This is a genomic window from Gelidibacter maritimus (genome assembly GCF_014062315.1).
In the GTDB taxonomy this organism is placed as follows: domain Bacteria; phylum Bacteroidota; class Bacteroidia; order Flavobacteriales; family Flavobacteriaceae; genus Gelidibacter; species Gelidibacter maritimus.
Map to the genome: position 1 here is coordinate 1 of NZ_JACGLT010000012.1, position 12,639 is coordinate 12,639.

The 12,639-nt window shown below is 36.2% G+C and carries 11 protein-coding genes; 6 read left to right on the forward strand and 5 right to left on the reverse strand.

All coding sequences use genetic code 11. The features are described 5' to 3' along the window. Window positions 1–138: 138 nt before the first annotated feature. Together H3Z82_RS14040 and xerA are read right to left on the reverse strand one after the other, a co-directional pair. Window positions 139–636, reverse strand: coding sequence for a hypothetical protein (locus H3Z82_RS14040; RefSeq protein ID WP_182206139.1), 498 nt, complete (start codon window positions 634–636; stop codon window positions 139–141). 96 nt (window positions 637–732) lie between these two features. Continuing rightward, window positions 733–1,863 carry a site-specific tyrosine recombinase/integron integrase gene (xerA, locus tag H3Z82_RS14045; RefSeq protein WP_182206140.1) on the reverse strand — a complete coding sequence of 377 codons (1,131 nt, stop codon included), beginning with the start codon at window positions 1,861–1,863 and terminating at the stop codon, window positions 733–735. 91 nt (window positions 1,864–1,954) lie between these two features. On the opposite strand from xerA, the gene H3Z82_RS14050 reads away from it, so the two are divergent. Further along, a complete protein-coding gene (locus H3Z82_RS14050) occupies window positions 1,955–2,356 on the forward strand; it encodes a hypothetical protein (protein WP_182206141.1) in 402 nt (133 codons plus the stop codon). Between the two features lie 108 nt (window positions 2,357–2,464). On the opposite strand, the gene H3Z82_RS14055 is transcribed toward H3Z82_RS14050, so the two are convergent. After that, entirely contained in the window at window positions 2,465–3,691 is a 1,227-nt protein-coding gene (locus H3Z82_RS14055) for a site-specific integrase (protein ID WP_182206142.1), read from the reverse strand. Window positions 3,692–4,066: 375 nt separating this feature from the next. Here H3Z82_RS14055 and H3Z82_RS14060 point away from each other — a divergent pair, with 375 nt between their 5' ends. Then, window positions 4,067–4,744 carry an SH3 domain-containing protein gene (locus H3Z82_RS14060; protein ID WP_182206143.1) on the forward strand — a complete coding sequence of 226 codons (678 nt, stop codon included), beginning with the start codon at window positions 4,067–4,069 and terminating at the stop codon, window positions 4,742–4,744. A 564-nt stretch (window positions 4,745–5,308) separates the two neighbouring features. Then, entirely contained in the window at window positions 5,309–6,535 is a 1,227-nt protein-coding gene (locus H3Z82_RS14065; RefSeq protein ID WP_182206144.1) for an exo-beta-N-acetylmuramidase NamZ family protein, read from the forward strand. A gap of 46 nt (window positions 6,536–6,581) precedes the next feature. Here H3Z82_RS14065 and H3Z82_RS14070 read toward each other — a convergent pair whose 3' ends face one another. Both H3Z82_RS14070 and H3Z82_RS14075 read right to left on the reverse strand, forming a co-directional pair. Then, a complete protein-coding gene (locus H3Z82_RS14070) occupies window positions 6,582–7,484 on the reverse strand; it encodes a phospholipase A (protein WP_182206145.1) in 903 nt (300 codons plus the stop codon). Window positions 7,485–7,516: 32 nt separating this feature from the next. Beyond that, entirely contained in the window at window positions 7,517–9,064 is a 1,548-nt protein-coding gene (locus H3Z82_RS14075) for a hypothetical protein (protein ID WP_182206146.1), read from the reverse strand. A 147-nt stretch (window positions 9,065–9,211) separates the two neighbouring features. On the opposite strand from H3Z82_RS14075, the gene H3Z82_RS14080 reads away from it, so the two are divergent. From H3Z82_RS14080 to leuD, 3 genes are all read left to right on the forward strand, one after another. Further along, complete coding sequence (locus H3Z82_RS14080; RefSeq protein ID WP_182206237.1) at window positions 9,212–10,387, forward strand: 2-isopropylmalate synthase; 1,176 nt, start codon at window positions 9,212–9,214, stop codon at window positions 10,385–10,387. 1 nt (window position 10,388) lies between these two features. Beyond that, entirely contained in the window at window positions 10,389–11,771 is a 1,383-nt protein-coding gene (leuC, locus tag H3Z82_RS14085) for a 3-isopropylmalate dehydratase large subunit (RefSeq protein ID WP_182206147.1), read from the forward strand. A gap of 164 nt (window positions 11,772–11,935) precedes the next feature. After that, window positions 11,936–12,529, forward strand: coding sequence for a 3-isopropylmalate dehydratase small subunit (leuD, locus tag H3Z82_RS14090; RefSeq protein WP_182206148.1), 594 nt, complete (start codon window positions 11,936–11,938; stop codon window positions 12,527–12,529). Window positions 12,530–12,639 lie beyond the last annotated feature (110 nt).

Here is a 12,639-nt window from a genome sequence, read left to right on the forward strand (position 1 = left end):
AACGTTTCGTGTATGAGCAGTGGCGTGGTTCGTCACGGACAATTGCAAACAGGTACTTACCATTGGAAAATCCGCAGGATTTTCCAAGTAAGCGAGGACAAGCCATTGCTTATACACATTGTTAGCAAACGTATTTATTTAATCAGCGTTTTTATATTTTTCGCAATTTTTCATTTCCTGAATCAAGTCGTCTTTGTCATAATTCATCTGATATTTTTCTGGGACAATTCCGTTTATCATTTCAATTAGAGGACTTAATTCGGGATGATAATAATTTGATAAATGAACAGTTTTAGACAAGGAATCTTTTTTGATAGTAAATGACTTCACATCGCCATCATCAATACAGTCGTTCCTATAATTTGTTTTTAAGCTATCAATATTAATTTCAGATATTTTTTTAAGTTGTCGTTTCGGTAAATCCAACGTAGAGTAGAGAACACTATCCTTTTCATTTTCTAAATCGCCACGATAAGTAATGGTCAATTTTTCATTCGTAAGATTATAAAGGACAGAGTATGCAAGAGAATAATTGTAATCCGCAACTGATAATTCAAATGGTTCAATCGGTTCTTTATTACAAGAAATTGTAAAAACTAAAACTATTGATGTCATCAATCCGATTGCGTTTCTCATATGTTTGCTAACAATTGTATAATGAACATTATGTTCATTATACTGCCAATTTAAGATATATTCAACATTATGTTCTATATATCCTTATATATTTTATTAAAAATCAAGTGGGTTTTTTATTTTTTGAAATGTAGTAGTGGCAACATGTGTGTAAATTTCGGTTGTTTTACTTGAACTATGGCCCAATAATACTTGGATCTGCCTCAAATCTACGCCTGCCTCCAGTAGGTGGGTGGCAAAACTATGCCTGAGCATATGGGGTGTTACAGGAATCTGGATACCTGCTTTTAATGCCGCATTTAATACTACTTTACCAATACTTTGTCCTGAATATTGCTTCCCATATAGACCCTCAACAATATATTTTTTTGGTTTGTATTGTTTATAGTATTCGCGAAGATCTATTAACAGTGAATGCGAAAGAAGGGTGTACCGATCTTTGTTTCCTTTGGCTGCTTCGATTCGTATCAGCATCCGTTTACTATCAATGTCCGTGATTTTTAAATTTATCAATTCATTCCTTCTTATTCCAGATGAATATAGAAGGCTCACAATACATTTGTGTTTTAGGTTGTTCGTATTGGCTATAATACTTAAGACATCTTCCTTAGAAAGCACTTTAGGTAATTTTTTTTCTTTTCTTGGTCTTTCTATTTCGTAAAACCTATTGGGCATTCCAAGGACAGATTCGTAATAAAATTTAATGCTGTTTATGGCAGAATTTATATAGGAGTTTGACTTGTCTTCTTGAACTAACTTTAATACATAAGTTCTGACATCAAGCTCGTTGATTTCGATTAATTCCTTGGTGTTGTAATAGTTGATAAAAGCTTCAAAAGTGGATACATAAGATTTAACAGTGTTGTTGGCGTATTTTTTCAACTCTAATTTATCCAAATAATTGGTAGGACAAACCCGGTATGTGGTTGGGAGCTGCCTTTTTCTAAACCAAGTAATATCGATGTCTTCGTTATTCTGTTTGATAATCTTTTTATCAAAAAAGTGGTTACAATTGACCCAGGCAACACCATTGAAGATCTGGAAGATCTTATTGAGATTGTTTTTGTTGTTCACAATGTAAGCCATATTATAGGTGTTGCTCCATTTCACCTCTGGCAATTGCTTAACAAGGGCGTGAATGACTTTATCTGTGTTGAATTGTAACCCGATATAGCGCTTCTCCTTAATTAAAAGATGTTTTAGCGTGACACTTCTACCTTTCTCCATGACTTTTTTTATGCAATCTAATGGATGTAAATGATTTAACCGTACCTTATACGAATAGGATACGTATAATCTTCTAATAAATCGTTTTAAAATGAGAATTAATAATAAATGTCTTCATTGCAGTAAGGAATTGGTGGGGAGATCAGATAAGAAATTTTGTGATCCGCAGTGCAAAAGTGCATATCAATATCAAAAAGAAAAGCAGAATCCGGAACGTTTTTATAATAAGGTGGATAATCAGCTCAAATTAAACCGTAGGTTACTCAAGGAATATAACAAGGGCGGTAAGGTCACCATCAGGGCCCAAGTTTTATTGGATCAGGGATTTGACCCCAATTTCTTTACACATTATTGGAAAAACCAGAAAGGTGAGGTGTATTTATTTGTCTATGAATTCGGCTTCATAAAAAGAACAGAATATGGAAAGGAGAAATACGTATTGGTCATTTGGCAGGACTATATGGGAGTAGACATTAAAAAGAGATTATTTTGAAAAATTTCTATAGACATCCAATAGTAAATCTTAAATTTAAAAATGTGTACAATGGCTTCTTTGTTACATTACAGTATGTGATAGATTTAACCTGACGAAGGAAGAAATCTATTCTGTTATTTGTTGAACTAATAATTCGCAAGCTTCATCAAGCTCAGGGGATTCCAATTCCTTTAAATATGCCTTAGTAGTGCTCAATTCCTTATGTCCTAAACTAGCGCTAATAATTTCGGTTGAACTACCATTTTTCCTCATGGTATTTGCGAAGGTATGTCTTGCTACGTAACTGGTTAGGTTTTGATTTATACCACATAATTCTCCGATTTCTTTTAGGTCTTTATTGAATCTCCTTAAAACCTTATGTTTTCTATACTTTATCTGCATGGGAGTAAGTTTTTCCTTTAAAAGTATCGGAAAAACATATGGTGTTGGTAAATTTTGAGCTTTATAGGATTCTAAAATCAGCTTTACTGGCTCTAATATCTTTATTGAAAAATTAGCTTGAGTTTTAGATCTCGTATAAAATATTCTACCATCCGAAATGTCTGACCATTTCAGTTTTAGCATATCAGCAAAGTTCATACCTCTTGTGTAATAGCTAAATAAGAAGTAATCACGGGCATAGATCAGGTGAGGGTGTTTGGCGTAATCCAGCTTCGTAATTTTAGAAAGGTCTGCAGCTGAAAGAGCCCTTTTCTGTCCTTTACTTTTAAGTTTTGATACTTTATATTTTTTGAAAGGGTAATTACTTTCTTTTGTGAAGTTTCGCGCTATTGCCAAATTATATACGGCCCTGATAGCTCTCATTTTTACTCCAATTCCGCCATCTGTACCTCCTCTACTTCTTAAGAATACTTCATATCTATATAAGAAATCGGCATCTACTTCCTCAAAATTTAAGTCTGACGAATTATTATTGAACATTAATAACGATAGGGATGTGTATTTGTTGACATCAGCGCTTCCAATTCTGTTACTATCGAGCATTTCCTGAGTAATCGAATTGAAAAAATTGAAAAAATTGTTCTGAAGAGGATTATAGATCAATCTAAGCTCGTGTTCCAGAACTTTAAAACTGAAATCTTTGTTTTCAATTTCAAAATCGTTTATAATTTTTAATACTCTGCTTTTAAATTTATTAAGAACTCTGTTGTTTTGTATCGCATTGTCATTTTTGGAATTGAACTCACCTGTTTTTTCATTCCATTCTTTCAATGTTGAATTAAACGGTGTTCTGAAAAACTTTGATTTTCTTAAATGCGTAACTCGCAAATAGATTGGAAATTTATTATTATCTAGTTTTGTCTTTCGAAGAACTGTTTTAATAGTAGCCATATCGGAGTTGATTTTATTCGAACCATAGTACAACATAAGTACAACAATTGCAGGTATAAAAGTAAATTATATATGGCTAAATGAAAAATATTATGTGTTAATATATTGATTATGAGAGCATAAGAAAGTTAATGAAAGTACATGAAAATTGAAAATTTATGACTCATAATCAAGTGGTCCCTGGTTCGAGCCCAGGTGGGACCACATTCAAAACCCTTCATGACGAAGGGTTTTGTTGTTTAGATTAATCTCCAATCCCCAACCTTTCCACAAATACTAAATCATCTCTGACGAATACTAAAACACCACCAATTCAAGCGAAATATCATACTACTTTAGAGGTAAATAAAATATAAACCTTTAAAATATAACAGTATGAAAACCTTAAAAAACATTATGCTCATCGGATTGCTTATCTTGGCAACTTCCGTATTTTCACAAAGCAAAGAAGTAGAATTTGACATTTACACCACATCAGCCTCCAAGGCTTCCCGTTACCTTTTGGTAGATCACGTGTCACTTAGAGATTGTCCTGCAGCACAGTGCCAACAGTTGACCACCATTGCCATTGGGACCTATGTGCGGTTATTGGAAAAAAGTGAAAGACCACAAACCATTGATGGCGTTACCAGCAGATGGTACAAAGTAAAAATGGGGCCGCAGATAGGATGGATTTGGGGTGGTTTGATTTCTCAAAAAACAATGGTGAGTAACACGAATCCTGAAATTAGATTCGTATTTGGTGAAGCAGGTCTGGACAGTAATTCGCAACAGCAATTCCAAATTAGAGCCATCAAGAATGGCGTTGAATTGGATAAAATTTTGCTCAAATCAAATACCTTGACGTATTCTGGAATAGAACTGCTTAAAAATCAGAATCAGGACATCATTAGCTTAAGTTCAAATGAAGATGGCAATTTTAATGTGATTGACAGTCCAATGTATGTAGTTTTTAAAGACAACAGCTTTCAAAAAATGACTTCGTTAACGAGTTCAACGGAAGTAAAAGACGAGGCTTTTCAATATGTCTACGCTCCAGAGTGTGAGAATTAAAATCAATTGACCTATGGCAAAAAAGTGCTGTTTCAATTTTGAAGCAGCACTTTTTGTTAGTTATAGATTGGAAATTTTATTCCCACCAGTGGGTTTTCATACTCCGAGGCTTGCCGCGATCGAAAAGACAATTCTTTATTCATATCTCGTGGACTTGCCCGCCCGTGAGGATCGGATGGACCCCCGAGGTTCTTGATTTTTAGTAAACAATAAAAGAACAGGTTATAAATGATCTATTGGTTTGAAAATAATGTTCAGAAAATCTAAACATTCAATTCTATCTATTTCAGATTATGATTGTTAAGAGTATAAATCTTCTACTAAAAAAGTATATATTTAATTAATAATTTGAATGGATTAAGAACGAATAGTATATTATGGTCTTTCGCTATTTTTTAATTAACCAGATGCAAATTGAAGATTTTATTCGGGATGCAGTTCATTTAAAATTACGCTTGGGATACTTAATTTCCATTCCAATTTTTAAACTATCGCTATTTTTAAACTGTTGTAACCACATTTATGCAATTTTCAAGACCCTTTTATTTCCTTCTGCTTATTTCCATGTCATTTTCCTGTCAACAGATCAAAAAAGATCAAAATAGCAGTTTAGAAAAGAGGACCGAATTCTCACGTGTTATAGTCGGAGCAGAACAATTATTTTCATCAGAATTCTTTTCCAAAATTCAGAATAAACGCATTGGCTTAATTACAAATCATACAGGCTTGTTACCCGACGGTCAACATATCATAGATGTACTTTATAAGCATCCAGAAGTTGAACTGACCTTGCTCTTTGGGCCTGAGCACGGACTACGAGGGGAAGAAGACAATCACGTGGAGCATGGAATGGACGCTGAGACAGGTTTAAAGATTATTTCACTTTATGGCAAAACTCGTAAACCGACCGCTGAGATGTTAGCCCAAGTAGATGTTCTGATTTTTGACATTCAAGACATAGGCGCACGGTATTACACCTATATAAAAACCATGTTGTGGGCTCAAGAGGCAGCGGCAGAAAATGAAGTACCCTTTCTCGTGTTGGATCGCCCAAACCCTATAGGTGGGGAATATGTAGATGGACCCGTAGAGCCAATTGCCGAAAATGGTGCAATTCCGATAACTCATGGAATGACGGTTGGTGAGCTTGCCCGTATGTTCAATGGAAATCGAAAAGTTAATGGACTTGTGGAAGCGGACTTAACAGTCATTCCTATGAAAAACTATGGCAGACAGCAATGGTATGACGACACTGGGCTGCCATGGATAAAACCTTCCCCAAATATGCTTACGCTTAAAACCGCAACAATGTATCCAGCCACCTGTTTAATTGAAGGCACCAATATATCAGATGGTCGAGGGACGATGCGTCCATTTGAACAAATTGGCGCTCCATGGATAGATGGTAATAAGTTGGCAGAACAATTAAATAGTTACCAATTGCGTGGTATAGAATTTAAACCAATCCGTTTTGTACCAGATAGTATTGTGGATGGCATAAAATTTTACCCTCCTAAATTTCTGGGTGAAGAAGTGAAAGGGATTGAAATGGTAGTAACGGATAGGAATTCGTTTAAATCGGCCCAAGCGGGCATTTATATCTTACACGCGTTAAGAACACTGTATCATGAACGACTTGAACTAAGGCAGCCAAGGTTAGATGGTTTGCTCGGTACACCAGAAGTTCGTTTGAAATTGGAGTCTGGCGAATCCCCAAAAACTATAATTGAAGATTGGGCCATGGCGGTTGATAGTTTTAAACAAAAAGGAAAACCTTACCTACTTTATTAGCTATTTAATATATTAGAATGGGTGATGGCTATATGCATCAAGGTATTTACCATTCCACAAAAGAAATCCCCAGTCCCACGGTGGTTTGATAGTGGTTATAGTCGATCAGATTTTCGCCATAACCGCTAAATATCTGTAAATGGCCTCTTAGGTTATTTCTGATCGGGTACATGTAATTGAATTGAACGCTCCCATGATTGTCTTTAAACGACAGTGAGTTGCGTAACAAAAGATTCATACTGTGGCCATTTTTTCTATATATGATGTTGGCTTCAGCACGCCCAACGTAATCTTCAATTTTTGGATTATCATCATCCTCTGAGCCCCCACCAATCCGCATCCAAGGTTTGAGATAGATTTGATAATTGTCACGTTCTAAGGCAAGGTGCAAGATTACACGGTTCCAACTTCTTGAAATTGGATCTGGTCTTCCGTTGGATTGATGATTGAAAGCCACGCCCGCCATTTTCGCATTAAAACCCAACAGATTGAAATTTAATGGAAAATTAGCAATAAGTTCGGGTTCATAATTAAGCTCTCTAAAAGGCCGTGATAGTTGTTTATTATAAACTTGCCAATGGGCAATCTGGGTATAGCCCACCCAAAGATCACCTGTTCCAAATAGAAACGATTGTAATACTTTTGTCTTAAAACTGATCTGAAATTTAACTTCAGTGGAGTGAAGTCGAATTGGTTCGTCAAAGGCTGGCTCTTGTCCCACACTTTGAGGCTGTGTATTGATACGATTGCTCCAATGTACAGGCATCACATAAAAGGGTTGGTAAGAGTTTAACCTGAAGGTACCATTCTTATCTTTGCGGTCAAGCTCCCAAGCTTGCGATAGAGTCTGGGTAATAATAGAGTCTTTTTTCCGGAATAAGCCTTGAGCTTTGATATTGGTAGTAACTGTTGCGAAAATGATAAAAAAAGAAAGTCTTATAAATGGCATAAAATAGTGCTGATGTTTATATTAATATGTCGCTATTTCACAAACTCCGCCAAATATTTATCTCTTATTATTTGTCCAACAGGTTTGTTCTCAATTTTGCTTTCTAACCATGAAATGATGTCCAAATACAAAAATGCGCGGCGCTCATAAGGATGATCCTCATAAGTTTTTAAAGTTTTGTGAAGTTCAATAAATGCGTTTTTCAGATCATGCGGATAAATATCCTGCAAGCCTTTAATAAACTTTATCATCTCCTTTTGAACTTCGTACAGATCATTAATTTTGATAAGGAACTTATACGTGCTTTTCAACAGACTATCCATATGATAATCCACTCCAGCCTCATAATGTGCCACCAAATTCAAAACACGGGCAAAAGTCTGCAAATCTTCCCGCATGGACAGTGATTTATTAGAAATAATCTTATCCAAATAGAAAATACAAGCTTTGTTATTTCCTGCCCCAAATTGTAAGCTTGCAAATTTATAGTAAAAAATCATTTTATGGTGCTCATCCAGACGATTGTTGTACTTTTTTAGTTTATTTTCAATTCTCGGGATGAGGTTCAGGCCTTCATCAAAACTGCCATCAATAAAATGTTGATTGATTCTATGGAAATTCAAATACAAGAAAACGAGGGCATCTACATTTTCGTCCTTAGGAAAATCAGGTGCTTCTATTTGATCTTCTAAAATTTGAAGTTGTTGTAAAAATCTCGGCTTATCTCGGATAAAAAATAGGGCTTCCAAAAGATAGTTGTTACCTTTTAAAAAGGACACCGGATTTAAACTGATCATATGGCGATTGTCATAAAATAAATCCACCCATTTTGAGGCGTATTTAAAACAGTTTAAAAAATCCTGCAGTAAGAAACTGTACCACAAATAGGTGTTATAAAGCCATAATTTTTCTCTGAAACCAACCTCTGAAATTTTAAACTTTGGCAATCGATCGTTGAAATAGGTCTTTATTTTTCGACCTTCTTCTGCATTTTTTACATAACCTGTTTTTAAGATAATACTGTACAATTGTAACGATAAATTAGAGAGTTTACTTGCAATCACATTCAATTCACTCAACTCTTTGGCTTGAAGGGTGAGCTCATCGGCCCTTGTGCTGATGCTGCGTGTTATATACTGCGACTCAATAATTTTTTCGAGTTCTACAATCTCATAAGCAAGATTTTTCTCCTCATGTTGCATGGCAAGTTCCTTGGCCTTGTCCAGAATTCTCAAGCTTTGTTTATAAAGACCTTTGTGATATAAAATAGAGGCAAAATCAAGCTGTTCTCGTATTTGAGATCGAATGTTTTGATGGGACGGATTGAGCTTTAAACTAATTAAAATCTGTTTATACAAATGCGCCTTCACATTCGCCAATTGTTGTTTTTTGACAATGCCCGTTTTTATGATGGCCGGTTCATCATAGCGCTTGGCTTTGTCCATATAATTAAAAAGATTTAAAAACTTGGAATCGGCATTAACGTCAAGCCGACCAACATACAGTTTAAATTGACGTTTTTCGGACTTGGTTAATGATTTCACCAGTTGAAATAAATTATCTTTTTGTTCTTTAGTCATCACGTTAAAATGGCACTTAAGTTTATGATAATCAAGTATGTAAAATATTTAAAATCGACTGAACGTCGTAAAAGTCAAAGCATTGCATCATTGAAATTAAATACAAAGTATAAATTAGCTTGTCAATACAAAAATAATATGCAACAAATGTCTGATAATAATGTTCAAATTTTCGACACAACTTTAAGAGATGGCGAGCAAGTACCTGGATGTAAGCTCAATACTGATCAAAAATTGATTATTGCAGAGCAACTCGAGCAGTTAGGCGTTGACGTCATTGAAGCTGGATTTCCGGTTTCAAGCCCTGGCGATTTTAAATCTGTTGAGGAGATTTCAAAATTAGTAAAAAACACCATTGTTTGTGGATTGACACGTGCGGTTGAAAACGATATCAAAGTTGCCGCAGAGGCCCTGAAATATGCTAAACACCCAAGAATTCATACGGGTATTGGCACTTCAGCATCGCACATTAAATATAAATTCAACTCCAATCAAGATGCCATTTTGGAACGTGCTTTTGAGGCGGTCAAATTTGCAAAGAGGTTTGTGGAAGATGTAGAATTCTACGCGGAAGATGCCGGACGGACCGATAATGAATTTTTAGCACGTGTTTGTGAAATGGCCATTAAGGCTGGAGCAACCGTCTTAAATATTCCAGATACTACAGGATACTGTTTGCCGAGTGAATACGGAGCCAAAATAAAATACTTAAAAGAAAATGTTAAGGGCATTGAAAAAGCTATTTTATCATGTCATTGCCATAACGATTTAGGACTTGCAACTGCCAACTCCATTGAAGGCGTGATCAACGGTGCAAGACAAATTGAATGTACCATCAACGGAATTGGGGAACGCGCTGGAAACACGGCCCTTGAGGAAGTGGTCATGGTTTTAAAACAGCATCCATATCTTAATTTGGATACCAATATAAAAACAGAACATTTGTACGGTATTAGCCAACTTGTTTCTGAAAACATGGGCATTTATACGCAGCCAAACAAAGCTATAGTTGGCGCTAATGCTTTTGCACATAGTTCTGGAATCCATCAGGACGGGGTGATAAAAAATCGGGAAACTTATGAAATCATTAACCCTAAAGATGTTGGGGTTACAGAGTCTGCCATTGTATTGACTGCGAGAAGTGGTCGTGCAGCATTGGCTTATCGCGCTAAAAATGTGGGTTATGAGTTGACAAAATTACAGCTGGATGCCGTTTATGCCAATTTCTTGGATTTTGCCGATGTTAATAAAGAAATTAACGACACTGATATTCATCAAATTATTGAAACCAGTAAAGTGTACCAACAAATAATTTCAGCTTAAGATGGGAAAAACTTTGTTTGATAAAGTTTGGGATGCACATGTAGTGGACACTATAGACAACGGTCCACAAATATTGTATATCGATAAACACCTGATTCATGAAGTAACGAGTCCGCAAGCTTTTAATGAGCTCGAGCAACGCAATATTCCAATCTTCAGACCTGATCAAATTGTGGCAACTGCCGATCATAATACGCCAACCATCAATCAGCATTTGCCAATTAAAGATGCGCTTTCACGAAAACAGCTGGAGCAACTTTCTGAAAATTGTATAAAAAACAATATTACCCTTTATGAATTAGGGCATAAATATAACGGCATTGTACACGTTATGGCACCAGAATTGGGCATCACCCAACCGGGGATGACCATTGTTTGTGGTGATAGCCATACTTCAACCCACGGGGCTTTTGGAACCATCGCCTTTGGGATTGGGACCAGTCAAGTGGCGCAGGTTTTTGCAAGCCAGTGCTTACTGCTTACAAAACCGAAAAGCTTAAGAGTAACGGTAAACGGGACGTTGAAAAATGGCGTGCTTCCTAAAGATGTCATTTTATATATCATTTCAAAAATCGGTACCAATGCAGGTACTGGTTATTTTTGTGAATATGCTGGTGATGTGTTTGAAAACATGTCGATGGAAGGTCGTATGACCGTTTGTAATATGAGTATTGAAATGGGCGCACGTGGCGGCATGATTGCTCCAGATGAAACCACTTTTGAATATGTAAAAGGCCGAAAATTTGCTCCAAAAGGAGAGGAGTTCGATCAAAAAGTGGCCTATTGGAAAACCTTGCCAACTGATGAAGATGCGGTTTTTGATAAAGAATATCACTTTGATGCCGCAGATATAGAGCCGATGCTTACCTATGGTACCAATCCTGGGATGGGTATTAAGATTTCCGAATTTATTCCTGAAACCAGTGACGCTTCTTTTGATAAAGCTTTGGAATATATGGACTTTAAGAAGGGAGAGACCTTAATTGGCAAACCGATCAATTTCGTTTTTATAGGCAGTTGTACCAATTCGAGAATTGAAGATTTCCGAATTGCGGCCAATTATATTAAGGGCAAACAAAAAGCAGATAATGTGACGGCATGGTTAGTTCCTGGTAGTAAACAAGTGGAAGCCCAAATTATAGAAGAAGGTTTAAAATCTATTTTTGATGATGCCGGTTTTGAATTGCGTCAACCAGGATGTTCCGCATGTTTGGCGATGAACGATGATAAAATTCCTCAAGGCGAATATTGCGTCTCTACCTCCAATAGAAATTTTGAAGGCAGACAAGGTCAAGGCGCGCGAACCATTTTAGCAAGCCCATTGATGGCCGCCGCAACGGCCGTGGAAGGAAAGATTATTGATATTACGAAACAGTTGAATTAAATACCAATCTGTCAGTTTTGAAAAGGACAGAAACTTATAATAAAGCTACCGAAAAACAATGGTGTTCCCGAAAGCAATCGGGACGTAGCTAAAATATAAAAGAATAATTTAAGAAATACCCGCTGGAGTTTATCTTGAGCGGAGTCGAAAGACGTGAAGTAAACATGGAAAAATTTAAAACCTTAACAGCAACAGCAATTCCCTTAGATATCGAAAACGTCGATACGGATCAAATTATTCCTGCGCGTTTTTTGAAAGCTACCAATCGCGATGGTTTTGGCAAAAATGTATTTAGGGATTGGCGATTTCAAAAAGATGGCTCGGTCAACACCAATTTCGTGTTGAACCAGCCGCAATTTGAAGGACCTATTTTGGTGGCTGGAGATAATTTTGGATGTGGCAGCAGTAGAGAACATGCGGCATGGGCATTGACCGATTATGGATTTAAAGTGATCGTATCAAGTTTCTTTGCTGATATTTTTAAAGGGAATGCACTTAACAACGGATTACTACCGGTTCAGGTATCTCCTGAATTTTTAAAGGAATTGATGACCACGATTACAGCAGATCCAAAGACCAAAATCACTGTAGATTTAGAAGCGCAAACCATTGGTATTGATGGCTCAAACCATTCAGAAGATTTTGAAATTGATGCCTACAAAAAAACCTGTATGATCAATGGTTATGACGATATTGATTATTTATTGAGCAAAAAAGATTCCATTGAAGCGTTTGAAAAAACGTTGCAAGAGTATTAAGAACAACCTGCAAGTAGGTTTGAAAAATAGCTTTGATGTATTGACAAAAATTGAGTAAAAAGAAAAACACAAACATTAAAATAATGAAGGTAGGGGATTCCTCCCTTCGC

Excerpts from the sequence above, each read along its gene's own strand:
- H3Z82_RS14040 (WP_182206139.1), bottom strand. The coding sequence starts at position 636 with ATGAGAAACGCAATCGGATTGATGACATCAATAGTTTTAGTTTTTACA.
- xerA (WP_182206140.1), bottom strand. The coding sequence starts at position 1,863 with ATGGAGAAAGGTAGAAGTGTCACGCTAAAACATCTTTTAATTAAGGAG.
- H3Z82_RS14050 (WP_182206141.1), top strand. The coding sequence starts at position 1,955 with ATGAGAATTAATAATAAATGTCTTCATTGCAGTAAGGAATTGGTGGGG.
- H3Z82_RS14055 (WP_182206142.1), bottom strand. The coding sequence starts at position 3,691 with ATGGCTACTATTAAAACAGTTCTTCGAAAGACAAAACTAGATAATAAT.
- H3Z82_RS14060 (WP_182206143.1), top strand. The coding sequence starts at position 4,067 with ATGAAAACCTTAAAAAACATTATGCTCATCGGATTGCTTATCTTGGCA.
- H3Z82_RS14065 (WP_182206144.1), top strand. The coding sequence starts at position 5,309 with ATGTCATTTTCCTGTCAACAGATCAAAAAAGATCAAAATAGCAGTTTA.
- H3Z82_RS14070 (WP_182206145.1), bottom strand. The coding sequence starts at position 7,484 with ATGCCATTTATAAGACTTTCTTTTTTTATCATTTTCGCAACAGTTACT.
- H3Z82_RS14075 (WP_182206146.1), bottom strand. The coding sequence starts at position 9,064 with ATGACTAAAGAACAAAAAGATAATTTATTTCAACTGGTGAAATCATTA.
- H3Z82_RS14080 (WP_182206237.1), top strand. The coding sequence starts at position 9,212 with ATGTCTGATAATAATGTTCAAATTTTCGACACAACTTTAAGAGATGGC.
- leuC (WP_182206147.1), top strand. The coding sequence starts at position 10,389 with ATGGGAAAAACTTTGTTTGATAAAGTTTGGGATGCACATGTAGTGGAC.
- leuD (WP_182206148.1), top strand. The coding sequence starts at position 11,936 with ATGGAAAAATTTAAAACCTTAACAGCAACAGCAATTCCCTTAGATATC.